The following is a 25934-nucleotide window of genomic DNA, read 5'->3' as shown; positions in this document are numbered from 1 at the left end:
TCAGGTCAACAACATGGCATCGCCGTAACTGAAAAACCGGTATTGCTCGTCAATGGCGTGGGCATAGGCGAATCGAATCGTGTCCAAACCGGCGAATGCGCTGACCAGCATCAGCAGCGTGGACTCGGGAAGATGGAAGTTGGTGATCATACCGTCAATCACCCGGAAGTCGAATCCAGGATAAATGAACAATCGGCTGTCGCCCGCGTATGGCCGCAGTCCGCCATCACGGGCCGCCGTCTCCAGGCTGCGGACCGAAGTGGTACCGACCGCGATGACCCGGCCACCGCCGGCTTTGGTCCCGGCAACCGCTTCGCAGACGGACTCAGGAACCTCGAGATATTCGGCATGCATGCGGTGATCCTCGATGCGTTCGGCCCTGACCGGCTGAAAGGTTCCCGCCCCCACATGCAGGGTGACCGAACACCGGCGGATTCCGCGCCGCTCCAGACGTTCCAGCAAATCAGTGTCGAAATGCAGCCCGGCCGTCGGCGCGGCCACGGCGCCGGGCCTCTGCGCCAGGACCGTCTGGTAGCGTTCGCTGTCTTCCGCGGTGTCCTCGCGATCGATATAGGGAGGCAGCGGCATATGGCCGAGTTTCTCCACGATCTCCGCCAGCGGCGCCGCCGGACTGCGCAGGCGAAAAAAAGCATCCTCTCTGCCATCCACCGCGAGTTCGGTGCCGTCCTCGAGCAGCAGGGAGCCGCCCGCGCGCGGCGGCTTGCTGACGCGCAGCTGGGCGATGCACCGCTGCTCGTCCAGCAGGCGCTCCAGCAGAATCTCCACCCGTCCTCCGGAAGGTTTGCGGGCGAACAGGCGCGCCGGCAGCACCCGGGTGTCGTTGAATACCAGCAGGTCACCCGGCTCCAGGAGCTCCGGCAAATCCCGGAACACCCGATCGGACAAGGTAGCGTTCCCGCGGCTGACCTGCAGCAGGCGACTGTCGGAACGGCGCGCCAGGGGCTGCTGCGCGATCAGCTCCGGCGGCAGGTCGTATTGAAAATCACTGCGGTGCATGGGTGGCGATTCAGAACTCGGGTTCCAGGGGGCCGCATTCTACCCCGACAGAGAAAAATCCGGCGTGATCGACTCAATCCATGCCCCGTTGACCCGTGTCTTGTTTTATTCTCCCCGGTAGATTCGAGGAACCCGTTGCAGGAGCGCGCATGAACCCGAGTGACCCGACCCAACATCTGCTCGCCGCGGCGAGAGAACGCGATGCGGCCGATCCCCTGCGTCATTTCCGTTCGGGATTCAGCATTCCGCGCCATACGGACGGCAGCGACACACTCTACTTCACCGGCAACTCCCTGGGCCTGCTGCACCAGGCCTCCGAAGCGGCCCTTGGCGAAGTCATGCAGGCCTGGAAGGAACGCGGAGTGGAGGGGCATTTCACCGGTGAGCGGCCCTGGACCCGCTACCACGAACTGCTGCGCGAAGGACTGGCTGAACTCACCGGCGCGGAACCCGGCGAAGTGATCGCGATGAACACACTGACCGTCAATCTGCACCTCGGCATGGTCAGTTTTTACCGCCCCGAAGGACGGCGCACCCGCATCGTCATCGAAAAACAGGCGTTCCCTTCGGACCGCTACGCGGTGGAATCACAGATTCGGTTTCACGGCCTGGACCCGGATGAATGTCTGGTGGAACTGGAATCCGCCGACGGCCGCCGCTTGCTGGACGAAACGGACATCGAGGACTATCTGGAACGCTCGGGCGACACCGTGGCGCTGGTCCTGTGGCCCGGCGTACAGTACGCGACCGGCCAGGTTTTCGATCTGCCACGCATTGCAGCCGCCTCGCGGGCAGCCGGCGCCCGGGTCGGTTTCGACCTCGCCCATGCCATCGGCAACGTGCCGGTGGCGCTGGGGGAGAGCGACTGCGACTTCGCAGCCTGGTGCACGTACAAGTACCTCAACGCCGGGCCGGGTGCGATTGCCGGAATGTATGTCAACAAACGCTACGACCGGCGGACCGACCTGCCCCGTTTCAACGGCTGGTTCGGCAATGACCTGGCAACCCGCTTTCGCATGGCCCCGGAGTTCGACCCGGCGCCCGGCGTCGAAGCCTGGGTGCTGTCAACACCCCCCACCCTGGCGATCGCACCCCTGCTGGGCTCGCTGCAGGTGTTTGCCGAGGCGGGACTCGACCGTCTGCGGGCGAAATCACTGGATATGACGGGCTGGCTGGCCGCAGCCATTCAACGTGAACTCGACGACGTTCTCGAGATCATCACCCCGCTCGAAGACGACCGGCGCGGATGCCAGTTGTCGCTGCGGGTGCGAGCCGGGCGCGATGCAGGCCGGGCCTTGTTCGAATGTCTCGAACATTCCGGCGCCCTGCCCGATTGGCGCGAGCCGGACGTGATCCGCGTGGCTCCGGTGCCGCTTTACAATCGCTACGAAGACTGCGCGCGCCTGGTCGCCCTGATACGGACCTGGGCCGACAGAAAGAACTGAGCCGCTCGCAACCCGATCGCACATCCGGATTCATCCCTTCCCCGAATCAGAAAGCTGCGGGTGCCCGGCAACCCGGGCAGCCCGCGAGACAGCGTTGAACGACCCTTAGGGACAGGCCAGGGTGTCTGACAATTTCTCGATGCTGTCGGTACGGTTAACCGTCTGCGACAAGGGCGGCAGCAGACCGATGTCCAGCGTCCAGCTACCGCTGGTTTGCGTGCCGAAGGTACGCGTCACGGTGCCCATCGTGTCGAAATCGACGGCCGTGGGCGCACAGGTGGCGCAAAAACCCTCGAACTGCAGCATCGGAATGACCTCGGCCGTGGCTGACTGATTGCCGTCGTCCGCCGCCAGCACCCAGCGCGGCACGCCCACCGCATCAAACAGGTAATGAACCTGGGCCTGTGCCGATGCGTACACCAGAACGGTTGATCCGCCGAGCCCGCTCACCCCCCGGTACCAGTGGCCGGTATAGCTCTTGAGCCCTCCGATGTCGGGACAGGTGTTGGGACCGTTCGGATGCATCGGATCGAATCCGGCGGCACCGAGCACCGAGTACGCCATGATGACTTCATTGTCGGCGAGGAAGGTCATGGCCAGCCGTCCGACGCGTTTCTCCTGCTGCTCGCTGCCGTCGTTGGTCACCCGCAACAGATCCGCGACCCAGATGTTCCCGACCTGCTCCGGCCCGCTGGCGATGTACCACGTGGGCTGGCCCGCCTTGTCGTAGGCGTACCAGACGGCGAACCGGAAGTCACCAACGGCATTCCACTCGGCGCCCTGGGCGATTCCACGGTCGAAATCCCACAGGCCCCGGTGCGGTGTGAGCGTCGAAGTCGACGAAGACACGCTGGCCAGCAGGCTGACCGCGGCCGGGCTGCCGCTGCCATTGCTGACGCGTACGAAATAACGTCCAGGCGTGACGGTTCCGTTCAGCGAAACCTGTGGCCCGTTGCCACCGGACCCGTTCGCGGATCCGGCCGCGGCCAGGCCTCCGGGGTTCTCGTCGAAAGGCGGGTTGTCGAGGGCCGTGCCGAAGTCCTGGCGGAACAGTTCCAGGCTCAGCGCGTCGCTCTGGCTGGAGTTGCGGCCCTGCGCGGACACGTCCAGAGCAGTCACACCGGGCGGGATATCAATGAAGATGCGGTCGTGCTGCGCATTGCCCGCCAACGCGAACCGCTGGGTCTCCCCGGCGAACAGGGGCAGGGTCTGGGGCGTAGCGATGCCGGTTCGGTTGAAGCGCACCGGGATCACGCCGATGTTATTGGGAACATCACGTCGGGTACCGATTCCAATGGCGCCCAGCACTTGTTCGCCGGGCAGCGCCGAAATGTCACTCCAACTCGCGCGCAGCGTGAATTCGTCATTCTTGCCGACTATGCCCGGACCGCTGACGACCAGGCGCGATCCATCCGATGCATCGACGGCGGCGCTGAGCAAGGTGGCCTCGTCACCCCCGTTCTGGGTACCGTCCCAGTTCTGCACCACGATCCAGTAGTTGCCGGGCTCCAGGTTGTACAGATCGCAGTTTTCGATGTCACCGGATGTCGTGCTCTCGCACAGCACCTCGTTTTCGTCGGCGTCATTGTCCAGGTTGTCATCGCGGCCGACGAACAGGTCGAGATCGGCCGCCGTGGAAGCAAGGGTTTCCGCATGCAGCCACAAGCCGCCTTGAGGCAGGTTGTGCCATACCGTGAAGACTCCCGACCCACCATCGAAGGGGTCTTCGTTCTCGGTTCGTGGCAGGCGGCCTTTTTCAACAGCCGGATCGCTGGCTGTCGGGTCCTGCATCAGGTTTTGCACCGTCCGCGTCGGGGCGACCAGTCCGCCACTCAGGAAGGTCGCATCGGGCATGGCCGCGAGATCGGACAACTGGAAGTCCGTCCATCCGGTGCTGCGGTCATCGTCGATAAACCACACATCGGGCAGGTCGCCGCCGCTGGCATAAACAGCCACTGTCATCACCAGATCAGGCGAGCCCGCGGCGGAAAACACGACATCGCCGTACACCCATTCGCCGACGATGCCCGATGACTCGACATCGATTTCGATGTCCAGCGTTCGCGAACCGCCGTTGCTCAAGGTGAAATTGGCGGGCGTCACGGTCACACCGGTACCCGCGGGAAAATGCACGGCCGAGTAACTCCAACTGCCACCCCCCATCTGATCCGTGACCGTGCGCTGGAACGAGCATGTACCCGCGCAGGCCGAATGAACCAGCGCCGGCAGATTCAGGTCACGCGGCTCTCCGCCCAGTGACGGATTCGCATTGACGAATTCCTGGTTACTCACGTCGAGGAAGAAACCGGCATTGGCCGCATCGCCGAGCTGGGGCCTGCCTGCTCCACGTTCATGCGGATTGGCCGCTTCGCCATCGATGTCCGTGGCCAGATCGGCACTTGCCGTCAGTTCAAGCGAGGAGGCGATCTGGGCCGGGCTCCAGGACGGATTCACCGACAGCAACAAAGCCGCAGCACCCGCGACGTGCGGCGAGGCCATGGATGTTCCGGACAACACCGTGAACTGCTGCTCCACTTCCGAAGCCGACAGGATGGACGTTCCCGGTGCGATCACGTTGGGCTTGAGCGTATCCTGCACCGGCTCGAGCACCGGGCCGCGTGAACTGCTGGCGCTCAACTGGTCGCCGAATCGGTCCGCTTCGGCCAGCACGAAGCCCGATATGCCGCCCTGGTGGTTGGCCCCGGAATCCAGCCAGGTACGCATGGTATTGCCGTCCGCGGCTCCGATATGGCTCGCCGGCAGGCAATGATCATCCGCCACGATGCTTTCACCCTCGGCGTCCGTATTGGCGAGGATGAAGCCGCCGGCACCGGCCAGCATCACATTCTTGCCCTTCTCCACCCGACCGTAGGTGCCGCGGTCACACACCACGATTTCACCGTTGAACGGCGTCTGGCCCTGCCAGGGGTTGCTGGCACCCGTGTTGTCACCGCAGGAGGAGCCCAATTCGGCCGGCCCGGTACCGCACAGCGGAAACCCGAAGTCCTTGGCATGAACGATGGGACGTGTACCGATCCCTCCGCTCAGGCTGGCGCCCACGATATCCTCGGGCGGATTCACGCCGCCCGAGAGATTTTCGACCAGGCTACCGAAGACGCGGTTATGCGTGGCGTTTCCGGCCGCCACCACCCACGGCGCATTCGCCGGCGATCCGACCGTTCCCGGATTCGGACCGGAATTACCGCCGGAGGTCACCACGAATATGCCGGCATTGCGGGCGTTGCGAAACGCGATTGGGATACTGCCGGGGCTCCAGGGGCTGAACGCGTCGGTCCCAATCGAATAATTGATCACATCCACACCATCGGCGATGGCCTGGTCGATGGCCGACAGGATGGCCGAACCCAGGCATCCACCGCCATCGTCCGCCGGGGGGTCGCCGATATAGCACACCCGATAGGCCACCAGGTTGGCATGGGGCGCGACCCCCGACAGCCGGGTATTGACCGTTCCGTTGAGGGTTACGTTGATCCGGTTGCCCACGGCGATTCCGGCCACGTGCGAACCGTGACCGGAGTTGTCCTTGCCATTGGTGTTTTCTTCGACCACATCGCTCGTGCCCGGATCGTCCTCGACGAAATCGTAGACCCCCACGAGCTTGTTGTTGCACGGCACATCTTCCATCTCGCACAACCCAAGCGTGTCACCGAATGGATTGACGTGGTTATGACCGTCGTTGGCCGGGTCCGCGAACGATGGATGATCCCAGTTGATGCCGGAATCGATCACGCCGACCACCACGCCCTCACCCTCACTCGCGGGGAAGCCTGCCGTGCCGTTCCACAACGAGCCGGCACCCATCCATTCCGGACCCGCATCGGTTTCAAGACGGTGCCGGGTATCCGCCGCGATCGAGCGCACCATCGGCGACCCGGAAAGTTCAGCGGCTTCGGCCGGTGTAAGGTCCAGGACCATGCCATTGAGAGCATTGCGATACACATGCACCGGATCGACAGTCCGGCCCAGCAACTGTGCGGCTTCGAGTCGGAAGGCGCCGTGGGTGTCATCGAGGTAGCGCAGATAGGCCTGGGACCGGGGAGAGCGGACATTGAGTTTACCCATCCCCGTCACGGTGGGACTGGTGGCCTCAAGACGCTCGCTACCGGCCGCATCCGGCAGCATCAACACACCGCCGTCGTAGGCCGCCAGTGGCGCATCCTGAAACTCGACCACGTAACGCTGCAACCCTTCCACCCGCTCACCGGCAGCGTGAACGGGAACCGTGGCGGTCATAGCCAACGTCAAAGCGCCGGCCAGGATGCGAAATAACCGATTCGAACTACTCATACTTCGTGCCTCGTCCGTGAACTCAGTCTCCCACCGGAGTACGCATGGTGACCAACTCTTCCGCCGCTGTGGGGTGAATACCGACGGTCGCGTCAAATTGTTCCTTGGTCAAACCTGATTTTACTGCCACGGCGAAGCCCTGAACAATCTCGGCCGCGTCCATGCCCACCACGTGGACACCGATGACCTTTTGAGTCTCTTTGTCCACGATGAGTTTCATCAACATGCGTTCGTCACGTCCTGTGAGGGTGTGCTTGAGCGGCCGGAACGTGGATTTATAGACGTCGATCTCGCCAAAATGCGTGTGTGCGTCCTCCTCGCTGAGCCCTACGGTTCCCACCGGAGGCTGACTGAATACCGCCGACGGAACATAATCGTGACTGACGCAGCGAGGCTGACCGCCGAATTCCGTGTCGGCGAACGCGTGACCCTCATGGATGGCCACCGGGGTCAGGTTCACCCGGTTGGTCACATCACCCACCGCGAAGATGTGCGGCACATTGGTCCGCGAGAATTCATCCACCAGCACCCATCCGCCCGGGTGCATGTCGACGCCGGCGGCTGGCAGGTGCAATCCGCGCACATTGGGCACCCGACCGGTCGCGAACAGGACCTGGTCGGCCATCAGGGTTTCCCCGTTGTCCAGGGCGACCCGGAGAGCACCATTCTCCTGTTCAATGGCGCTGACATTGCATTCGAATTTCAGGTCGATGCCCTTGCGGCAGACTTCCTCGCCCACAAAATTCCGGACGTCGCCGTCGAACCCGCGCAACAGCCGGTCGCCGCGGTACACCTGAACCACCTCCGAACCCAGTCCGTTGAACACGCCAGCGAATTCGATGGCGATGTAGCCACCACCCACCACGACGATCCGGCGCGGCAGGTCCGGCAGATGAAACACGTCGTCCGATGTAATGGCCAGTTCGGACCCCGGAATATCCGGCATCCACGGGTGGCCCCCGGTGGCGATCAGGATGCGTTCGGCACTGACCACCTGGTCGCCCAGGCGCAGATGATGCGCGTCCTCGAAGGTGCCGGTCACCGGATAGAGCGTGACGCCCGATTCCTCCAGTAGCCGCAGATACACGCTATTCAGCCGGTCGATTTCCCGATCCTTGGCGGCAATCAGTTGCGGCCAGCTGAACCGTGCCGAACCCACGTTCCAGCCATAGCCGGCCGCATCCTCGAAGTCCTCCGCGAAATGCGACGCGTACACCATCAGTTTCTTGGGCACGCAACCCCGGATCACACAGGTACCGCCAACCCGGCTTTCCTCGCAGATCCCCACCCGCGCTCCGTGGGCCGCCGCGATGCGCGCGGCGCGAACACCACCGGAACCGGCGCCGATCACAAACAGGTCGTAGTCAAAATTCGTCATGTAGCCTTTACTCCATCCTCCGCATACCGATACGGGAGGCGTAGCCTATCAGCCCGGTGGCGCCGACACACCCGACACACCGGACGCACTCAACGACAACAGGCGGGAAACCCGGGCACTCCATCCGCTCCATCGGATCAGGGACCGGAAAACCGCGCACTGGCGTGCATCCAATCTGCGGCGCGATGTTTCCCACCCATTTCCGGACCCCGGCGGATGGACTTGCCCCGAGGGAGTCCGTAGCATAGCCAGGAGACCTGCCCCAGGTGTTGTCACATCGCAATGATTTCGGTCGATCAGCTTGTTTATGAGCGCTTTTTCGCGCCGGTTTTCCAGCCCGTGTCGTTCCGGCTCGGCGCTGGCGAGTTGTTGCGGATAACCGGAGCCAACGGTTCGGGGAAAACCACCCTGATCCGCGTTTTGGCGGGTCTGCTGGAACCGACGGCGGGCCGCGTGGGGATCACGGCGGACCGGATCGCCTACGTGGGCCACCAACTCGCATTGAAGGACGACCTCAGCGTTGAGGAAAACCTGAAATTTTTCAGTAACTTCATGGGCACCGGAACCACTTCTGCCGCGACTGCGATCGATGCGCTTGGCCTGCGCCGCGTGGCCGGACAACTGGCCCGCACGCTGTCCGCCGGGCAGCGCAAGCGGTGTGCGCTGGCCCGTTTGCTGCTGAGCCCCGCCCGACTGTGGTTGCTGGACGAACCCTATTCGAATCTCGATACCGAAGGTTGCTCACGAGTCGATGAACTGTTGGCCAGCCACCTGGCCCGCGGAGGTGCCTGTGTAATGGCCACCCACGGCAATCATCGGCCGCAAGTGCCGGTCGAAGACGAACTCGCCCTCAAGGCCGGCACCGGCTCGTGAATGCGCAGGCCCCGTCCATGACCCGCGCGTTTCTGGCATTGCTGCGACGTGACCTGCTGCTGGCGATTCGGCGCCGCGGCGAACTGTTGTTCCCGGTGATCTTCCTGCTGGTCGTCGTCAGCCTGTTTCCGCTCGGTATCGGACCCGGGCCCGCGCTGCTGGCGCGGATAGCGCCGGGCGTGATCTGGATTGCGGCGCTTCTGGCCACGGTCATCTCGCTGGACAGTCTGTTCCGCACCGATTTCGAGGATGGATCCATCGAACAATTCGTGCTCTCCGGCCACCCGGTTTCGCTGCTGGTGATGGCCAAGGTGCTCGCGCACTGGCTGCTGGCGGGCCTGCCCATCGTCGCGTTGTCACCCCTGCTGGCGATCTGGTTGAACCTGCCCGCCTCATCGGTGTCAGTACTGGTGGCCAGCCTTGCGCTCGGTACGCCCATTCTCAGTCTGCTGGGCGCGATCGGCGTCGGCTTGACCGTCAGCTTGCGGCGTGGCGGGCAACTGCTTTCGCTGCTGGTCTTTCCGCTGTATGTCCCGGTGCTGATCATCGCTACCGGCGGCATCATGGCAGCGGCTGACGGACTGCCGTATGGCCCGTTCCTCGGACTGCTGCTCGCGGGCCTGATAACATCTGTCACACTCGCTCCGTTTGCGGCCGCCGCCGCCCTTAAAATCAGCCTGTCCTGACCACCGAACCTCGTTATGAACACGCATTCTGGCCACAAACCGCGGAAAAACGCCCTTGTCCTGTTTTTCCATCGCACCGGATCGCCCCCGTGGTTCTACGGGTTCGCCGCGCGCCTGGCTCCATGGCTGTGGCTGGGCTTCGGATTGCTGGCCGCCTGGGGCCTTTACCTCGGCCTGTTCCGGGCGCCACCGGATTATCTGCAGGGCGAGAGCTTCCGCATCATGTACATCCATGTCCCGGCGGCATGGATGTCCATGCTGATTTATGCCGTCATGGCCACTTTTGGCTTCATCGCGCTGGTCTGGCGCATCCGCATCGCCGAAATACTGGCCATGAGTTCGGCCCCCGTGGGCGCGGCGTTCACCCTGGTGGCACTGGTGACCGGTTCCCTGTGGGGACGCCCGACCTGGGGCACGTACTGGGTCTGGGACGCACGGTTGACCAGCGAACTGGTGCTGCTGTTTCTCTACCTCGGGGTCATCGGGCTCTACAGCGCCTTCGATGAACCGCGCAAGGCGGCGCGGGCCGCCTGCCTGCTGGCATTGGTGGGGCTCGTCAATCTGCCCATCATTCACTTTTCGGTGAAGTGGTGGAACACCCTGCACCAGGGCAGTAGCATTGGCGTGACCGGAAGTAACATTCATCCGAGCATGCTCTGGCCCTTGCTGATCATGGCCATCGCCACCAAGTTGTTCTATGCCGCGAACCTGTTGGATCGCGCCCGTGCGATGCTCCTGGAGCAGGACCTGCGCAAGGGATGGGCGCAGAAGTTGATCGCCCGGCAGCCGACGTCCGAACTGCCGTTGTCCGAACAGCAAGGCTCCGAACAGCAAGGCTCCGAACAACCGGGGACCGGCCAGCATGGATCCGAACACGGAGAGCAGGTCTGATGAACCATCAACCGTTTATCTGGTCAGCCTACGCCATCAGCGCGATCGTACTCATCTGGACCGCGCTGGCCCCGGTATTGCGCAGAAGGCGCACCATCGACTATCTGAAACAGGTCAATCGCACGGACCCCACCCATGACACCCACGCGTAAACGCCGCCTGATCGCCACCCTGCTGATTCTCGTCGGAGTCGGCGTCGCGGCGGCCATCACGTTCTATTCGCTGCAGCAGAACCTGCTGTACTTCCAGAGCCCCAGTGAGGTTGCCGAACTGGAAATGCCGGCAGACCGCCAGTTCCGCCTCGGCGGGCTGGTCAAGACCGGCAGTACCGAACGCGAACCCGACGGCCTCGCCGTGCGCTTCGTCGTTACCGACGGTCTGGCCGAAATTCCGGTTCGCTACGTGGGCATACTTCCCGACCTGTTTCGCGAGGGCCAGGGCGTCATCGCACGGGGGTCGCTCGACGGCAGCGGCGAATTCGCAGCGACCGAAGTGCTGGCGAAACACGACGAGAACTACATGCCGCCCGAAGTTGCCGATGCCCTGGAAAAAGCCGGACACCCGGCGGCAGCCGGTTCATCGGACCGGGAAGGCTGAAGCCCCATGACCGGAGAACTGGGACAGGTTCTGCTGCTGGGTGCCCTGCTCGTCGCCCTGCTGATGGGTACCTTGCCGCTGCTCGGAGCGCACACCGCCAATTCACGACTGATGCGGATCGGTTCGCAGGCCGCGCTGGTTCAGTTCGCTCTGGTCGGAACTGCCTTCGGGCTGCTGACTTACGCGTTTCTGACCCTGGACTTTTCCATCGAGTACGTCGCGCGCAACAGCAACTCCCGCCTGCCCGCCGGTTACCGTTTCTCTGCCGTATGGGGCGCGCACGAGGGCTCGCTGCTGCTGTGGTCGCTGGTGTTGTCGGCCTGGACGGCCGCAGTGGCGCTTTTCAGCCGCAGGCTTCCCGAGGCATTCCGGGCCCGTGTGCTGGGCGTACTGGGCTGGATCAGCGCCGGTTTCCTGCTGTTCATCCTGTACACATCCAATCCCTTCGCCCGCCTGCTGCCGGGCGCCGCCGAGGGCATGGATCTGAACCCGCTGCTGCAGGATCCCGGCCTGATCGTGCATCCACCGATGCTGTACATGGGCTATGTCGGTTTCTCGGTGTCATTCGCCTTCGCGGTCGCCGCCCTGCTCGGACGCCAGGTGACCCGGGAATGGGTGCGCTGGTCCCGCCCCTGGACTCACATTGCCTGGACGTTTCTCACCGTCGGCATCGCACTGGGGAGCTGGTGGGCGTATTACGAGCTCGGTTGGGGAGGATGGTGGTTCTGGGACCCGGTTGAGAACGCCTCTTTCATGCCCTGGCTGGTCGGGACCGCACTGATTCATTCCCAGGCCGTCACGGAAAAAAGTGGCGCCTTCCGCAACTGGACCCTGATGCTGGCGATTGCGGCGTTCTCACTCAGCCTGCTGGGAACTTTCCTGGTGCGCTCCGGAGTTTTGACCTCCGTGCATGCCTTCGCCTCCGACCCGACACGCGGTGTTTTCATCCTCGTGTACCTGTTCCTGGTCGTCGGGGGCTCCCTGCTGCTGTTCGCGCTGCGCGCGCCGGGCATGCTGCAGGGATCGCGTTTCGCCGGCATGTCGCGCGAGACGCTGTTGCTGGTGAACAACCTGGTGCTCACCGTCATGGCCTGCATGGTCTTGTTCGGCACGCTCTACCCCCTGCTGCTGGATGCACTGAACGCCGGCAAGATATCCGTCGGGCCACCCTATTTCGGTACGCTGTTCGCATGGCTACTGGTGCCCCTGGTGCTGGCCGTGCCGATCGGTTTCAACGCTTTCTGGCGCCAGGACCGCCTGAGTCGAGTCTTGCGCAAGCTGCGCCTTCCCGCGGTCATCGCAATTGCGGCCGCGGCGGCGACCGCCTGGTATTTCGAAGGCGTCGATGCCTGGGGCATCGCCGGAGTAGCCGCCGCACTGTGGATCATCGCTTCCAGCCTGCAATGGCTCATCGCCCGCGCCCGCTCGGCCGGCGGCCTGGAAGGCCGCGGACCGGCCGCCATGACGCTGGCCCACGTCGGCCTGGGCGTGTTCCTGATCGGCGCCGGTCTGACCAATGCGATCAGCACCGAAAAGCACCTGCGCATGAGTCCGGGTGACCACTTCGAAATGGCCGGCTATACCTTTCGGTTCAATGGAACCCGACACGTCGAAGGTCCGAATTACGTGGCCGACGAGGGGAACTTCACGGTACTCCGCGAAGACCGCCAGTTGACGACGCTGCAGCCGCAGAAACGCCGCTACCTGCAAGGCAACCAGGTCATGACGGAAGCGGCGATCGACCCGGGCCTGACCCGCGACCTGTACGTCTCGCTGGGTGAACCGCTGGATGACCAGGGGCGGGACTGGGCGGTACGGGTCTACCACAAGCCCTTCGTGCGCTTCATCTGGCTCGGGGCGCTGATGATGGCGGCCGGCGGGCTGCTGGCAGCCAGCGACCGCCGCTATCGGCAGCCGGCCGCGGCCCGGCAACCCGCTCCGGTGACGACCGCGGAGGCGGGCGCATGATCGGAAGACTGCTGCCTCTGGGCGTGTTTTTGTTGCTGGCCGTGCTGCTGGCCGTCGGACTGACCATCGCCGACCGCAAGACCGAGATTCCCTCTCCGCTGATTGGCAAGCCGATGCCGCAGTTCAGCCTGCCGGTGCTGGGCCAGCCCGCGATTCAACTGGGACATGAGGATCTGCTCGGCGAGCCGTTTCTGCTGAATGTCTGGGCCAGCTGGTGCGTGACCTGCCGGGTCGAACACCCGGTCATCGAGGCGCTGGCGAAATCAGAGCGCATTCCCATCGTCGGACTCAACTACCGTGACGCGGAATCTGACGCCCTGGCCTGGCTGGAACATTTCGGCAACCCTTATGCGGTGAATCTGGCCGACGAAAGCGGGCGCACCGCGATCGATTTTGGCGTCTATGCAGCACCGGAAACCTTTCTCATCGACGCTGAAGGCCGCATCGTGTTCAAGCACATCGGCGCCCTGACGCCCGAAATCATCGAATCGGAAATTCTCGCCCGGCTCGAAGCAGGAAACACACCGTGAGTTCTCTCGACACGAAGCTGCGAATCGTCCTGCCCGCCATTTTGCTGATCTTCTTCGGGCATTTGACCTCAGGTCTCGTGCTGGCCCAGCAGGAACCGCTGGTCTTCGAAAATCCCGAGCAGGAACGCCGTTTCGCCGACCTGACCGAGGAATTGCGCTGCCTGGTTTGCCAAAACCAGAACCTGGCCGACTCCGACGCTCCGCTCGCTCACGATTTGCGCCAGGAAATTCACGAAATGTTGATGGCCGGCCACAGCGATGATGAGATAAAAGGGTTTCTGGTCGATCGCTACGGCGACTTCGTCCTGTATCGCCCGCCGGTCAAGGGCAACACCCTGTTGCTCTGGCTCATGCCCGGGGTGCTGCTTGTAATCGGTGCGTTGACGCTGTTTACGGCGGTTCGCCGCCGCGCCCAGGTACCGGAAAGTGACACCGCCCCGCCCCCTTCGGGTTCACGACCCGGTCGGGATTCGTAGTGTTCTGGTGGCTTTCAGCCGGCCTGCTGCTTGTCGCGGCGCTGGCGACCCTGTGGCCCCTGCTGGCCGGAACCGGTGCATGGCGGGGCGCTGCGGTGATGCTGAGCCTGTTGCTTCCGACCGCCGCCTTGCTGCTCTACGTCGACGTGGGTAATCCCGAGGCCCTGGATCCCGGGGCGCGTGAACCCGCCGCCATCACCGCACAGGACATGGACGACCTGACCGAACGTCTGCGGTCGCGCCTGACCGAATCGCCCGAGGATCTCGAAGGCTGGGTCCTGCTCGCCCGTACCTACAAGACCCTGCAGCGCTATGACGATGCGCTGTCCGCACTGGAAACCGCCAGGCGCCTGCAGCCCGATCACCCGGTGGTCATGGTCGAGTGGGTCGAAGCCCGACTGTTCGCATCCGGCAACCCGCGCATCACCGCCAACATGGTGATGCAGATGGAACAGGCAGTTGGCGCACAGCCCGGCTTGCAGAAAGGCTACTGGCTGCTCGGCCTGGCGGCGGCGCAGCGCGGCGATGACCAGGCAGCCATCAACTGGTGGGAAATGCTGGTCGGCCAGGTCGAGCCGGACTCCGGTGTGGCCCAGGCCGTGCAGGCTCAAATCGCCGAAGCCCGATCGCGCCTGGGCGAGGAAACCGCCACCGGCGCAGACCCGATTGACGCGCCGGAATATGCGATCGAAGTCAGTGTTTCCGACACCGCCCGGAGTGCACTGGCATCCCCTGACGAAGCAGCCAGCCTGTTCATCATCGTGCGGGCGGCAGGCGCGGCCGGCGGGCCACCGTTAGGTGTTCGAAGAATCGACACACCGGAGCTGCCACTGAGCATCGAACTGTCCGATGCCGACAGCATGCTGCCGCAGCGTCCTATCTCTTCCGTGCAGAACCTGGAAGCCCAGGCCCGCTGGTCCCGCACCGGAAATCCAATGGCAGCGCCTGGAGACTGGCAATCAGCAACGGTGCCAATGACTCCCGGCGAACCCGTCCAGCTCGTGCTGGACCAGCCGGTCGAATAATAACGGCCCGGGTCCGTGGCAGGATTCACGGCAGGTCCCTGACCACGCGAAACAGCGGGTCACCACGCGCCCGGTATTTCCGTTCGAACGGCGTGGTGACCGGCCCAGTGACCTGGGATTCCACCGCTACGTTGCCGCCGGTCGCCAGTCCCAGCGCCAATGCGAACTCCTCGGCGTAGATCCGCCAGTTGGTCCGCAATTCCAGGCAACCACCGAGTGCCAGCAAGGCCGTGAACCCGGGATGGCCATGCCAGCGGCGGCGCAGATGTGCGGCCTTGGGCCAGGGGTTGGGGTAAAGCAGATAGTGACGTTCGAGTTTCCAGCCCGCGGCCACGGCAAGGCGCCAGAAGTCGGCCAGCTCCGCACGCACCCACAGCGCATTTCCGTCCCGCCAGGGCAGACCTGGAGCGGCCAGACGACCCAGTCTTGCCTCCGACCGGTCGATGCCGATCACCAGGCAATCCGGCCAGACACGTGCGATCTCGCGGGTACTGCTGCCGGTGCCGCAACCCGAGTCCAGGATCAGCGGCCGGGAATCACGTTCGACCCACTCGGCGACCTGGCTGAACGCCGCTACCGTTGGCGCGTGCGGAACGCCCCGCCAGGGATGATCCAGGTGCCGCCGTACCACATGGGCAAGCCGGGGGTGAGGTGTCCGCTGGGCACTGCGTACGGGCTCATTCGTGGGCGTTGGGCTAGTTTCCATCCCGGCATATGCATATGACAAAAAATTGGACCGCCGTTGAGGCGGGGCCGATGCCCGCAAGGTATCATGTGTGCCGGATTTGAACAGCCCGGCGGGCCGGATGAACAGCGCGACACAATACCTGAACATCACCGAACCGTTCTCATTCCGACGGGGTGGGTCCATCCCCGAGTTGACCCTGGCCTATGAAACCTGGGGCAGTCTGGATGCGAACAAATCCAACGCGGTCATGATTCTGACCGGGATTTCGCCGAGCGCGCATGCCACGTCCAGCGCGCAGGACCCCAGCGAAGGGTGGTGGGAACCCATGGTCGGATCCGGCCGCCCCATCGACACCGACCGGAACTTCGTGGTCTGCATCAACTCACTGGGCAGCTGCAAGGGGTCCACAGGACCCGACAGCACGAACCCGGCCACGGGCAAGCCCTATCGCCTGGAATTCCCCGAAGTGACCATATGGGACATCGCCCGGGCGGCACAGCTGGTTCTGGACCACCTCGGCATCACGCAACTGCGCATGATGGTCGGCCCTTCCATGGGCGGCATGAGCGGACTGGCCTGGTTGCACCAGTTTCCACATGGTGCGCGGCATTTCCTGGGAATTTCCAGTTCCGCCAACGCCGAACCGTTCAGCATCGCCATCCGCTCCCTGCAGCGCGAAGCCATTGTCTCGGACCCGGACTGGCAGAACGGTAATTACTCCCCGGAGCGCTGGCCCCGCACCGGCATGCGCCTGGCCCGCAAACTGGGCATGATCACCTACCGGTCCGCGCGCGAATGGCGTGAGCGCTTCGGCCGACTGCCGCAGGACCGATACGAACCCACCACGTTCGGCATGAACTTCGCTGTCGAATCCTACCTGGAAAACGCGGCCGCAAAGTTCGTCTCCAACTACGATCCCTGTACCTACGTCTACCTGTCACGAGCCATGGACTGGTTCGATGCCACCGAAGGCCACGCCGACCTGACCGATGCCCTGTCTCACATCGCGCTGGAATCGGCCTGTCTGATCGGGGTCGATTCCGACATTCTGTTCCCGGTGCACCAGCAACGCGACCTGGCCGACGCCTTTCACGCCAACGGCGTGCGCTCGAACCTCGTCACCCTGCCCTCGGACCAGGGGCACGACGCATTCCTCGTCGACTACGACCGTTTCAGACCAGCCGTTGCCGGATACTTCGCCCAGGTACTCGACGGCGAAACCTGACCGGGAGCGACCCGGCCCGGGAACCCGATTTTCATTCGATACCGGCGCCTCGCCCTTCCCGCTGGCGAGGGCCGGGCACTATGGCTATACTTTGCGCCTTCGTGCAGTACACCACCCGGGCCGGAGTGGCGGAACTGGTAGACGCGCCGGATTCAAAATCCGGTTCTGGCAACAGAGTGTGGGTTCGAGTCCCACCTCCGGCACCAAGTATCATCCACTGGTATCTTCACCCTGAACACGGCGAGCTGGACGTTGCGCAAACACGTCAAAAGCGATGATGCAGCGCTCACCCTCCCCCTCAAACGGGTGCACATAGTGCACGTACCACGGCGGAAACAGGATCAGTTTTCCTTCGGCCGGCAGTAATCGCCGGGTCGACGGAAATCCGTGGTTGACGCTGGCCTGAATGGGATTGAAGAACTCGATGTTGCCCTGCGGTTCCGGCAGATTCCCGGGAAGGTGTACGTAATAGACTCCGCAGACCACATTCCGGTGGGTCGGATGGAAATGCGGACGCTGCCAGTCACCCCGGCGCAGGAGATTCGCCCACCCGTCCGGCCAGGGATTGAAGTGCCGCGCCTGGTCCCCGAATACGTGCTCGAGATAGTCCCGTACCGCAGGCAGCACCAATTCGTCCCTGAAGGTCCGGATGGCTTCTTCCTTGAGCAGGAACAGATTCATGCTGGCAGCCGTCTGGTACCCGCCCTGGGTGGCGATCTGCCCCGAGGAAACCGCGTTCCGGGCCGTCTTCTCGTAACGGTCGGCAAGCGCACGCAACAAGGCATACAGACGGGAGTTCAAAGCTGCGGCATCGCTGAAACTGCGCTGCATTACAGTGGTGGGGTAATGAATCTCGATATCCTGGGTGAATTCCATGCCTGCTCCCTGACTGACCCGTTGCATCCCGATCAGGGGCCAGCGCCATTTGACCAAGGCATCCTAGCCCAGCACAAAGATCACCGCCAACGATCGGACCCGGTGCGCGATGAGGCCTCTCGACCGATCAGGCGCGACACCCGGCACGGCATGAGCGAAAATAGACTCCATGGAGACTCGACGACCCCGAGCCTGGAGTGTGCTGGCGCTGATTGCCTGGGCGACGACGGTTTCGGCCTGGGGCCCGGAAGGGCACACGGCGGTAGGCATTCTGGCCATGCAGCAGATCGATGGAACGGCCCGCGCCGCGCTGAACCAAATATTGCAATCCACCGATCCGGACACGATCGAAGAACTCTGTAACTGGCCGGACGCCATTCGCGAAGACCCAAGCTGGGAGTGGACCTCTCCCCAGCACTACGTCAACATCCCCCGGGCCGCGACGAACTATGACCGCAACCGGGATTGCCCGGACGGCCTGTGCGTTACCGAGGCGATCAAGAAATATGCCCAGGAACTGCAGGACCCTCGACTGGCACGGAATCGCAGGCAGCAGGCCTTTGCCTGGCTATGCCATCTCGTTGGCGATCTCCATCAGCCGCTGCATTGCGGTTTCGCAGACGATCGTGGCGGCAATTCGATCGAAGTCGAGTTCAAAGGCACAACGGTGGACTTGCACCATTTCTGGGATGGGAGACTCATTCGCGACCGCTCCGAATCGACAGGTGCGCTCCTCGCCAGCCTCGCCGGGCCGCCGCCACAAAGTGACACGGATGCGCGGGCGCACAGTTGGTCGCCACGTGAAGTAGATCGGTGGACCGGCGAATCACATCGCCTCGCCCAGAACGTTTCGTACCCCGAAAGCCTTGGCATCAGTGATGCTTTCGCCGACCAATCCTGGTCGGTGATCCAGCGACAGATACCGCTGGCGGCCCAACGCCTGGCACGTATCCTGGATGCCACGCTCGGGAAAGGTGATGTCGATGTGTCGCCTACGGTGGACCCGTGCACGGATCAGCCGGAACGGTAACAGGTTCTGCACCCGCCGAGAAAATTTCCGGAGAGGCTCAACCGAATGAGCTAGAGATCACGGGCGATTCGGAAACCGATACGGGCATCGTGATAGTTTGCCTTGGCATACAGACGATGCGCCGAACGACTCTGCTCGGGCGAACTCGCCCAGTATCCACCGCGAATGACGCGCTCGATGCAGCCGGGATTGATCCACGCACTGCCGTCGCCGGGGGCGCGCACGTAGGTATCGTGCCAGCAGTCACGCACCCATTCACCCACATTACCGCCCATGTCGAACAAGCCAAACGGATTGGCCTGGAAGGCGCCAACCGGCGCCGGGCCCCAGAATCCGTCTGAATATTTCTCAAAGGAAACGCTCCACTGGCGGCGCGACCGCGAGCTGTCTCCATCGCCGGTCAGATTCTCCACCACCGAGTTCGGCGAGCCGTTTCCCCACCAGTACCGCGTCGTGGTACCTGCCCGCAGGGCGTACTCGAACTCCGATTCGGATGGCAGGCGATAGGATTTGCCGGTCCCACGCGCCAACCATTCCACGTAAGCCTGCGCATCGTTCCAAGAAACGTGGATCACGGGCTCATCGGAATCGGCGGGACGACCTTCGAAATTCGATTCCCAGCTGATGTTCTTGCGTTCGGTCAGACGACCGGAAAACGGGTCGAGGATCGTGGAACGGCCGTTGCGTTCCGCATCGGTTCGATAAGCCGATTCTTTGACGAATACCCGGAACTGCTCCACTGTCACCTCGGTTCTGCCAATGGCGAAGCCGCTGCGAAACGTGACCCGGTGAACCGGCCCTTCGTTCTCGGCTCGCCCGGCCTCGGAAGCTTCCGAACCCATCGTGAAGCTGCCCGCCAGCACGACAACCGACTCGGGCGCCACGGCATCGGAATTCAGGAAAGGATCCCGGATGATCTGGCCCGGACTGAATCCCCCGTACCTGCGTGCCTCTTCGAGGCGGCGCCGTAAAGTTTTGACGCGGTCATCCTGGCCGCCCAGCGCGATCAGGTCGATCAGAATTCGATCGGCGGTGGAGAATTCGCCCGCATCCATCGCACGTACCGCCCGCGCTTCGAGCCGCTGGACTTCACCCAGCCTGATTTCGTCGAACTGGGCACGTCCGCGGGCCACGAGGCTATTGTCCGGCCGCACATGACCCGCTTCTTCGAGTACCCGCTCGGCAGCATCGAACTCACCACGCCGCGCATACACGAGCGCTTGATTGATCATCGCCTGCTCTACGTCGGCCAGACCCTCAGCCGCGGCCGCGTTACCCGGATCCGCATCCAATGCCCTGCGGTAATAATCCCAGGCGGACTCGCCTTCGGGCTGGCTGATGTCACCGCGCTCCAGCGCGCCGCGACCGGCGGCAAGCAGATCATCGACCGCCCTGGCCTGTGCCAGTTGAGCCCTTGCTCCGGCCAGACCGGGAAATTTCGGCATGATGTCGTCGACAATATCAAGCAGCGAACCGGCCTCGCCGGTACGGCCCTGTTCAAGGGCACGACGAGCCTGAACGAGGATATCCTCCAATTCAGCATCGAGCCGCGATACAAGCTCACCGTCACCGGGATTATCGGCGAATTCCCACAGCAATTGACGGACCCGTTCCTGCTGGGCGGCATCGGGAAGCCGCTCAAGACTCTCCTGGCGCCCCGGCGTGCCGGGAACCAGGATCTGCATTTCCCATTCCCGTCCCGTTTCAGTATCGCCAAGCCGCTCCACCCGTCGGGGGGATTGAGCGGCCCCGGAAGCGACCACGGACGAATCCGGCTCAGCCTGAGCCTGGCAGGCGCCGGTGATGGAGAAAAGCAGGAGCAAGGCAAACAGTTGGCGAAGAGACGATACGCCAAGGCAGCTTTCCGGGGCAGGCCCGGTAGTGACCCATAATGCAGGATGCATGCAAAATCCCTTGCCTGTAACATGCGCACGAACGCGCGCTGGACCGGGTGGAACCACGCCTCGGTATCGCGAGCACCTTACCCCAGATGGGATGGCGGGACAAGCCGGAACCCTTCCGAAATCAGGGACATTATCAAGATACAAGCAATTGAAATATATACACTAAATGATTGAAAAACCCGATATCGAACAAGCACGCAATGCTGCGGAAACGCCCGTTCTGATTGAGACAGACGAAGCGTTGCAAATGTGTGCCAGCCAGTGGGATTCTGTCGATGTACTGGGAATCGATACCGAATTCCTGCGCGAACGCACCTACCGGGCCGATCTCGGGCTCGTTCAGGTCTCTGACGGTCATACGGCATGGCTGATCGACCCCCTGGGCATTTCCGACCTCACACCCCTCGCACACATGCTGCAAAGCCCATCCGTACTCAAGTGCTTTCATAGCGCGTCGGAAGATCTGGAAGTCCTGTGGGTTACCCTGAACGTTTCTCCATCCCCGATGATTGATTCACAGGTTGCATGCGCCATGGTTGGCCAACCGCTGCAAATCAGTTATCACGCCGTCATCTCCTGGCTCTGTGAGGTGGAACTCGACAAGGAACAGACCCGCTCAAACTGGCTCAAGCGGCCGCTGACCGAAAAACAACTCCACTATGCAGCGAACGATGTGGTCTTCTTGCCGCTGATTTGCCGCGAGTTGATCCAGCGGCTGGAGACACTCGGCCGCAGTGCATGGGTCGAGCAGGACATCGACCTGATGCGGCGGAGCAGCCGCACACCTCCGATGCCGGAACATGCCTGGAAGCGGGTCAAGGGCGCCGGCCGCCTTAACCCGCAACAACTGATGGTATTAAGGGAACTCGCCCGCTGGCGTGAAGAAACGGCAGTGGCCAGAAACCGGGCGCGCGGTTTTGTCATTCCCGATGCCGTCATGCTGCAAATGGCCCGCCAACGTCCGGAAAATGGAACTGACCTGGCGGACATCGAAGGCCTTCATCCGACCGTCATCAAGCGATACGGCCAGACCCTGCTGTCGCTCATCGAAAACGCCGCCGGAACAGGTAACCCCCCACAACCCATTCCACCACTGGAAAAAGCCCAAAGGCAGACACTGGACGCGCTGCGCACGCGGGTAAAACAAAAAGGCCAAGAACTCGGTGTCGATCCGGCCCTGTTGGCATCCCGCAAGGTTCTCGAAGATCTGATACGCAGCCAGGAGTCCGGCGGAGAACTACCCGAACGACTGCGCGGTTGGCGCGAAGAAGTGATCACACGGGAACTCCTCGAAACTCTGGGCCAACTCCACCCTTCGCGCTGAAAGATCGAGCCCGACGACCCGGGGTGGAGCCTCCGGTTGTCAACAGCTAGAATCAGCAGCCATCCCAACACTGCCCCGGTAGCTCAGCTGGATAGAGCATCCGCCTCCTAAGCGGAAGGTCACAGGTTCGAATCCTGTCCGGGGCGCCATGCTCACAAAGTCGTTGTCCAGTATTAGAACTTAACGTACGCCCCCTTGGCATAAATCTTCATCGTTGGTCAATCCAATTACGTCAAATACCATCTTCAAAGTAGAAGCAGCTTACTCCCACGGTAAGCTGTTGTGAGTTAGGGTGTGGCTCTTCATACTTAGCCAGAATTGTGCGTGCTTGATCATCTGTGTTTTCCAGTAGCGTTCGTAGCTCAGCCCTTGCAGCTTTTCTACGATTGGCCGGCAGACGTAAGGTCCAAGCGCCTTGTTGATAAAAGCGATCGTCAGGGTGTGTCTGACTCGAAATATTATGATGCACGGTATTTACAAGGGAACCAATAGCACCGAAGCCCATTTCGATAGCACCTTGCTTGTCAACGGATTGTGCCGGCAAATATGCACGTTTTTTTAGTCGTATTTTCTCTCCTGATTTACTTAGTTCGACAGTGTCGCTTTTCAACAATTGGCTTATTAGCGATTTGGGAGTAACCCCTCTACTCTTGATGTGGCTAGAGAATAATGCCTCAAATGATCCGCTGGGACCCATGATGTCCAGTTCTCTAGGTAATCCAGTTTTTTCATCATAATACGGCGACTTACTACTCCAGACGTCCAGAATTGAAGCAACTGGAGTCAGCTCGGCCAGAAAATTTTTCGTATTGAAAAACGGCTTGCGAAATTGGGAGCTGTTCTTAATGCGCACAATAGTTCTTGTATCCAGCCCTGTAGCTAGAGCCAATTTGGTCAATGAAACATTTCTATTTGGGAACTCAAGACGTAGCTGATCCTCCACTTCTTCGATGAAGATTACCCGGATAATCTCCTGTAATTTAACAAGCGAAATCCGTCCTACCAGGAAGCGAATCAGCTTGCGGAAAACGTTCTCGACAGATCGGGTAAGAATGGCTACATCCGTGAGTTCATCATTTCGCGGATCTGACACGACAGCGCTCCTTAGGCATTTTCGGCAATCCTTTTTTGGGACGGATAAGCGCACGCCATCCAGACTGTCTGGCGTACGCAAAAAGCGAAGTCCGGACCCTTTACGTCGAGCCGGACTTCGCTTCACCGGAAGAGCTCCTGAACCGTCCGCGCTTGCCAGACCGCCGTGTCCCCCTTGATCGGCCTGGCAATCGGTTACCAGAGCACCTTCTAGTTTCCCCTTGCACTGACATTTATGTCATTTTTTGCCATATATGTCAATTTTTTATGCGTAAAAAGAGGTAAATGACAATCCTTCGCACATGGCCGCGACCGGCAATTTGGCACTCGCACCGCGTACATTTGCCGTAAAGGCGAACCGGCGTAAGCCTGAAGCCACCCGGAGAAATCGCCAGTCAATCCATCTTGTGGAGTTGTACTACGGCTGCGCGACCAGAATCCCTCTTTAGCCTCACACCTCACTGGCGGAGGGGCTCGGGGGCTCACAGGCACTGCGGAGTTCTGGCGTGAGTTTTCGTCAGGCAGAATCTGACAATTTGTCCGTTCAGGGTGAGAATCCTCGTCGGGAAACCGGCCCGCCCGGAGTCAACGGCAAACGGGCGATGAACGACTGAGAAACCCACAAAGCGGTTTCTCGCGCAGGCTACCCATCAACCGAAATTACTCCATCCCCACTACGTATACCCGCTCGATCAAAACGGGTACTAGCGGAACGTCCGGAGCATCGATGGCTTCACTGTAACCGGTATCGACACCGGCAATTGCCTCGACGACTTCACGCCCGGCAATCACCGAACCGAAAACGGCATAACCCCAGCTACGGGAATTGGGATCCAGAGATTCGTTGGACGACAGGTTTACAAACCACTGCGCCGTCGCGGAATGGGGATCATCGAAGCGCGCCATTGCCACCGACATCACCACGTTGCCGAGACCATTGCCGGATTCATTGATGATGGGTTCTCTGACGGGACGCTCCTCCCAATCACGGGTATATCCGCCGCCCTGAACGACGAACCCGGGCATCACCCGATGGAAAATCGTTCCATCGTAGTGACCATCGAGAACGTAGCGCAGAAAATTGTTGCTGGTCACAGGCGCACGCAATCGGTTCAGTTCAATATCGAACGCCCCCATGCTCGTCTCAACCCGTACCGTGGGAAACAGGTTATCGGGCAAAACCTCTTCGGGAAAACACGCGAACTCCGCACGGGCAACCGACGGATTCAACAGGCTAAGTGCCGTGGCAAATGCGGCAAGTCTCAGAAACGAGAACATGAATCACTCCTCTGGCAGAAATCGAAAATGACCGTTTCAACGCACTGGGCGATAAACGCCCGCCATCCCCCGGGCCATTTCAGGCCGCGAAAAACCCCGGCTGGGAAAACCCGACAGTGACGAAATACAGACCTCTGATCCGTTGCCACCGATGAGCACACCGGCGCCATCATTGGGACTCACTCCTGGAATCTTTCTCACCAGGCCACCTCCCGGCCCGCCGCAATGCGTCGCGAAGTACATATTCGATCTGCGCGTTGACGCTGCGCAACTCGGTATCGGACCACCGCTTCACGGCATCATATGTTCGCGAATCGAGCCGCAATGGAAAGGATTTCTTCTGTGACATCGTTTAGTGAAATGCGAGATTGTGCCTCAGTAGAGACTGCCGGTGTTAAGCACGGGTTGTGCGTTTTCTTCCCCACACAGCACGACCAGCAGGTTGCACACCATGTTCGCCTTGCGCTCCTCGTCCAGGTCGACCACCCCCTGCTCCTCGAGTTCAGTCAGGGCCATCTTCACCATGCCGACGGCACCATCGACAATCTGCCGGCGCGCCGCCACCACGGCTGCCGCCTGCTGGCGCTTGAGCATGGCGCTGGCGATTTCCTGCGAATAAGCCAGGTGACTGATTCTCGCCTCGATGACTTCGACCCCTGCCTTGTCCAGCCGATCCTGAACTTCCTCACGCAACTTTTCGGCAATGGATTGTGGGTCGCTGCGCAGCGCAACCTGTCCTTCGTCGTGCGCTTCGTACGGATAACTGGTTGCGAGATTACGCAGGGCTGCCTCGGATTGGATGCGTACAAAACTTTCATAATCGTCGACTTCGAATACGGCTTCAGCGGAATCGACCACTTTCCAGACAACAACCGCCGCGATGTCGATGGGGTTACCGCTACTGTCGTTTACCTTGAGCACTTCGCTTTCGAAATTACGCACCCGCAAGGAAACCGGCTCCTTGGAATAGAAAGGGTTGGCCCAGCGTAACCCGGTCTGCCGGACACTCCCGACGTAGGTGCCGAACAACTGCAGAACCTTGGCCTGGTTCGGATGAACCATGAAAAACCCTTTGAAGCAGATGAGCAGGGCAACCAGCGCAAGCAGATACAGCGCGGCGGGAACCGCAGAATTTGCCTGGGCCGCCTGGATGAAAAGCCAGCCGAACAACACGGTCAGAGCTGGCAAAAGCACCAATGCCACGTAACCGGATGCGACGGAACGGGTGATTTCTCGAATCATGGGAGCGCCCTCCAGCAATAGTACATAATGATATTATTATAATATCACACAAACAGGGACTGAACAGCCGGCGTGCTACGG

At 61.7% G+C, this 25934-nt stretch carries 22 protein-coding genes and 2 tRNA genes; 15 read left to right on the top strand and 9 right to left on the bottom strand.

Going from position 1 to position 25934, the window contains the following annotated elements:
* Complete coding sequence (gene queA / locus V3330_RS13025) at positions 1-1017, bottom strand: tRNA preQ1(34) S-adenosylmethionine ribosyltransferase-isomerase QueA (protein ID WP_354695865.1); 1017 nt, start codon at positions 1015-1017, stop codon at positions 1-3.
* A 149-nt stretch (positions 1018-1166) separates the two neighbouring features.
* On the opposite strand from queA, the gene kynU reads away from it, so the two are divergent.
* Positions 1167-2462 carry a kynureninase gene (gene kynU, locus V3330_RS13020; RefSeq protein ID WP_354695864.1) on the top strand — a complete coding sequence of 432 codons (1296 nt, stop codon included), beginning with the start codon at positions 1167-1169 and terminating at the stop codon, positions 2460-2462.
* Positions 2463-2567: 105 nt separating this feature from the next.
* Here the strand turns inward: kynU and V3330_RS13015 are convergent, their stop codons facing one another.
* The gene (locus V3330_RS13015) at positions 2568-6770 is read right to left on the bottom strand and encodes a S8 family serine peptidase (RefSeq protein ID WP_354695863.1); all 4203 of its coding nucleotides are present in this window, start codon (positions 6768-6770) and stop codon (positions 2568-2570) included.
* A gap of 22 nt (positions 6771-6792) precedes the next feature.
* Positions 6793-8148, bottom strand: coding sequence for a glutathione-disulfide reductase (gene gor, locus V3330_RS13010; protein ID WP_354695862.1), 1356 nt, complete (start codon positions 8146-8148; stop codon positions 6793-6795).
* Between the two features lie 282 nt (positions 8149-8430).
* Between gor and ccmA the strand changes: the two genes are divergently transcribed.
* From ccmA to V3330_RS12965, 9 genes are read left to right on the top strand one after another with little or no spacing between them, the layout of a single operon-like run.
* The gene (gene ccmA, locus V3330_RS13005; RefSeq protein ID WP_354695861.1) at positions 8431-9021 is read left to right on the top strand and encodes a heme ABC exporter ATP-binding protein CcmA; all 591 of its coding nucleotides are present in this window, start codon (positions 8431-8433) and stop codon (positions 9019-9021) included.
* Between the two features lie 17 nt (positions 9022-9038).
* Positions 9039-9707, top strand: a complete 669-nt coding sequence (ccmB, locus tag V3330_RS13000) for a heme exporter protein CcmB (protein ID WP_354695860.1) — start codon at positions 9039-9041, stop codon at positions 9705-9707.
* Between the two features lie 15 nt (positions 9708-9722).
* Positions 9723-10598 (top strand): heme ABC transporter permease, encoded by an 876-nt coding sequence (locus V3330_RS12995; RefSeq protein ID WP_354695859.1) that lies wholly within the window; start codon positions 9723-9725, stop codon positions 10596-10598.
* Entirely contained in the window at positions 10598-10750 is a 153-nt protein-coding gene (ccmD, locus tag V3330_RS12990) for a heme exporter protein CcmD (protein WP_354695858.1), read from the top strand. The genes V3330_RS12995 and ccmD overlap by 1 nt, the downstream gene beginning before the upstream one ends.
* Positions 10734-11195, top strand: coding sequence for a cytochrome c maturation protein CcmE (gene ccmE, locus V3330_RS12985; protein ID WP_354695857.1), 462 nt, complete (start codon positions 10734-10736; stop codon positions 11193-11195). Before ccmD ends, ccmE begins: the two co-directional genes overlap by 17 nt.
* A gap of 6 nt (positions 11196-11201) precedes the next feature.
* Positions 11202-13163: a heme lyase CcmF/NrfE family subunit gene (locus tag V3330_RS12980; RefSeq protein WP_354695856.1), complete on the top strand. Its 1962-nt coding sequence runs from the start codon at positions 11202-11204 to the stop codon at positions 13161-13163.
* Entirely contained in the window at positions 13160-13693 is a 534-nt protein-coding gene (locus V3330_RS12975; protein WP_354695855.1) for a DsbE family thiol:disulfide interchange protein, read from the top strand. The genes V3330_RS12980 and V3330_RS12975 overlap by 4 nt, the downstream gene beginning before the upstream one ends.
* Positions 13690-14169, top strand: coding sequence for a cytochrome c-type biogenesis protein (locus tag V3330_RS12970; RefSeq protein WP_354695854.1), 480 nt, complete (start codon positions 13690-13692; stop codon positions 14167-14169). Before V3330_RS12975 ends, V3330_RS12970 begins: the two co-directional genes overlap by 4 nt.
* A complete protein-coding gene (locus tag V3330_RS12965; protein WP_354695853.1) occupies positions 14169-15194 on the top strand; it encodes a tetratricopeptide repeat protein in 1026 nt (341 codons plus the stop codon). Before V3330_RS12970 ends, V3330_RS12965 begins: the two co-directional genes overlap by 1 nt.
* Positions 15195-15219: 25 nt before the next feature.
* Here V3330_RS12965 and trmB read toward each other — a convergent pair whose 3' ends face one another.
* The gene (gene trmB / locus V3330_RS12960; protein ID WP_354695852.1) at positions 15220-15825 is read right to left on the bottom strand and encodes a tRNA (guanine(46)-N(7))-methyltransferase TrmB; all 606 of its coding nucleotides are present in this window, start codon (positions 15823-15825) and stop codon (positions 15220-15222) included.
* Positions 15826-16000: 175 nt separating this feature from the next.
* Here trmB and metX point away from each other — a divergent pair, with 175 nt between their 5' ends.
* Together metX and V3330_RS12950 are read left to right on the top strand one after the other, a co-directional pair.
* Positions 16001-17107, top strand: coding sequence for a homoserine O-acetyltransferase MetX (metX, locus tag V3330_RS12955; RefSeq protein WP_354695851.1), 1107 nt, complete (start codon positions 16001-16003; stop codon positions 17105-17107).
* Between the two features lie 119 nt (positions 17108-17226).
* A tRNA-Leu gene (locus V3330_RS12950) sits at positions 17227-17313 on the top strand.
* Between the two features lie 4 nt (positions 17314-17317).
* On the opposite strand, the gene V3330_RS12945 is transcribed toward V3330_RS12950, so the two are convergent.
* Positions 17318-17983 carry a putative 2OG-Fe(II) oxygenase gene (locus tag V3330_RS12945; protein WP_354695850.1) on the bottom strand — a complete coding sequence of 222 codons (666 nt, stop codon included), beginning with the start codon at positions 17981-17983 and terminating at the stop codon, positions 17318-17320.
* A 169-nt stretch (positions 17984-18152) separates the two neighbouring features.
* Here V3330_RS12945 and V3330_RS12940 point away from each other — a divergent pair, with 169 nt between their 5' ends.
* Positions 18153-19013, top strand: coding sequence for a S1/P1 nuclease (locus V3330_RS12940; protein WP_354695849.1), 861 nt, complete (start codon positions 18153-18155; stop codon positions 19011-19013).
* A gap of 50 nt (positions 19014-19063) precedes the next feature.
* Here the strand turns inward: V3330_RS12940 and V3330_RS12935 are convergent, their stop codons facing one another.
* Positions 19064-20698, bottom strand: a complete 1635-nt coding sequence (locus V3330_RS12935) for an SUMF1/EgtB/PvdO family nonheme iron enzyme (protein ID WP_354695848.1) — start codon at positions 20696-20698, stop codon at positions 19064-19066.
* 385 nt (positions 20699-21083) lie between these two features.
* On the opposite strand from V3330_RS12935, the gene rnd reads away from it, so the two are divergent.
* Positions 21084-22241 carry a ribonuclease D gene (rnd, locus tag V3330_RS12930; protein ID WP_354695847.1) on the top strand — a complete coding sequence of 386 codons (1158 nt, stop codon included), beginning with the start codon at positions 21084-21086 and terminating at the stop codon, positions 22239-22241.
* 72 nt (positions 22242-22313) lie between these two features.
* Positions 22314-22390 (top strand) — tRNA-Arg (locus tag V3330_RS12925).
* A gap of 83 nt (positions 22391-22473) precedes the next feature.
* Here V3330_RS12925 and V3330_RS12920 read toward each other — a convergent pair.
* From V3330_RS12920 to V3330_RS12910, 3 genes are all read right to left on the bottom strand, one after another.
* Positions 22474-23334: a DUF6502 family protein gene (locus V3330_RS12920; RefSeq protein ID WP_354695846.1), complete on the bottom strand. Its 861-nt coding sequence runs from the start codon at positions 23332-23334 to the stop codon at positions 22474-22476.
* A gap of 659 nt (positions 23335-23993) precedes the next feature.
* Positions 23994-24611: a peptidylprolyl isomerase gene (locus tag V3330_RS12915; protein WP_354695845.1), complete on the bottom strand. Its 618-nt coding sequence runs from the start codon at positions 24609-24611 to the stop codon at positions 23994-23996.
* 375 nt (positions 24612-24986) lie between these two features.
* Complete coding sequence (locus V3330_RS12910) at positions 24987-25853, bottom strand: SPFH domain-containing protein (protein ID WP_354695844.1); 867 nt, start codon at positions 25851-25853, stop codon at positions 24987-24989.
* Positions 25854-25934 lie beyond the last annotated feature (81 nt).

The organism is Elongatibacter sediminis (genome assembly GCF_037892215.1).
Classification (GTDB): Bacteria; Pseudomonadota; Gammaproteobacteria; order Xanthomonadales; family SZUA-36; genus Elongatibacter; species Elongatibacter sediminis.
Note: the sequence above shows the minus strand (reverse complement) of the source record. Positions and strands in the feature narration are given on the sequence as shown.

What these genes read in the sequence shown, in the direction of transcription:
- queA (WP_354695865.1), bottom strand. Translation starts at nt 1,017, where the DNA reads ATGCACCGCAGTGATTTTCAATACGACCTGCCGCCGGAGCTGATCGCG.
- kynU (WP_354695864.1), top strand. Translation starts at nt 1,167, where the DNA reads ATGAACCCGAGTGACCCGACCCAACATCTGCTCGCCGCGGCGAGAGAA.
- V3330_RS13015 (WP_354695863.1), bottom strand. Translation starts at nt 6,770, where the DNA reads ATGAGTAGTTCGAATCGGTTATTTCGCATCCTGGCCGGCGCTTTGACG.
- gor (WP_354695862.1), bottom strand. Translation starts at nt 8,148, where the DNA reads ATGACGAATTTTGACTACGACCTGTTTGTGATCGGCGCCGGTTCCGGT.
- ccmA (WP_354695861.1), top strand. Translation starts at nt 8,431, where the DNA reads ATGATTTCGGTCGATCAGCTTGTTTATGAGCGCTTTTTCGCGCCGGTT.
- ccmB (WP_354695860.1), top strand. Translation starts at nt 9,039, where the DNA reads ATGACCCGCGCGTTTCTGGCATTGCTGCGACGTGACCTGCTGCTGGCG.
- V3330_RS12995 (WP_354695859.1), top strand. Translation starts at nt 9,723, where the DNA reads ATGAACACGCATTCTGGCCACAAACCGCGGAAAAACGCCCTTGTCCTG.
- ccmD (WP_354695858.1), top strand. Translation starts at nt 10,598, where the DNA reads ATGAACCATCAACCGTTTATCTGGTCAGCCTACGCCATCAGCGCGATC.
- ccmE (WP_354695857.1), top strand. Translation starts at nt 10,734, where the DNA reads ATGACACCCACGCGTAAACGCCGCCTGATCGCCACCCTGCTGATTCTC.
- V3330_RS12980 (WP_354695856.1), top strand. Translation starts at nt 11,202, where the DNA reads ATGACCGGAGAACTGGGACAGGTTCTGCTGCTGGGTGCCCTGCTCGTC.
- V3330_RS12975 (WP_354695855.1), top strand. Translation starts at nt 13,160, where the DNA reads ATGATCGGAAGACTGCTGCCTCTGGGCGTGTTTTTGTTGCTGGCCGTG.
- metX (WP_354695851.1), top strand. Translation starts at nt 16,001, where the DNA reads ATGAACAGCGCGACACAATACCTGAACATCACCGAACCGTTCTCATTC.
- V3330_RS12945 (WP_354695850.1), bottom strand. Translation starts at nt 17,983, where the DNA reads ATGGAATTCACCCAGGATATCGAGATTCATTACCCCACCACTGTAATG.
- V3330_RS12940 (WP_354695849.1), top strand. Translation starts at nt 18,153, where the DNA reads ATGGAGACTCGACGACCCCGAGCCTGGAGTGTGCTGGCGCTGATTGCC.
- V3330_RS12935 (WP_354695848.1), bottom strand. Translation starts at nt 20,698, where the DNA reads ATGCAGATCCTGGTTCCCGGCACGCCGGGGCGCCAGGAGAGTCTTGAG.
- rnd (WP_354695847.1), top strand. Translation starts at nt 21,084, where the DNA reads ATGATTGAAAAACCCGATATCGAACAAGCACGCAATGCTGCGGAAACG.
- V3330_RS12915 (WP_354695845.1), bottom strand. Translation starts at nt 24,611, where the DNA reads ATGTTCTCGTTTCTGAGACTTGCCGCATTTGCCACGGCACTTAGCCTG.
- V3330_RS12910 (WP_354695844.1), bottom strand. Translation starts at nt 25,853, where the DNA reads ATGATTCGAGAAATCACCCGTTCCGTCGCATCCGGTTACGTGGCATTG.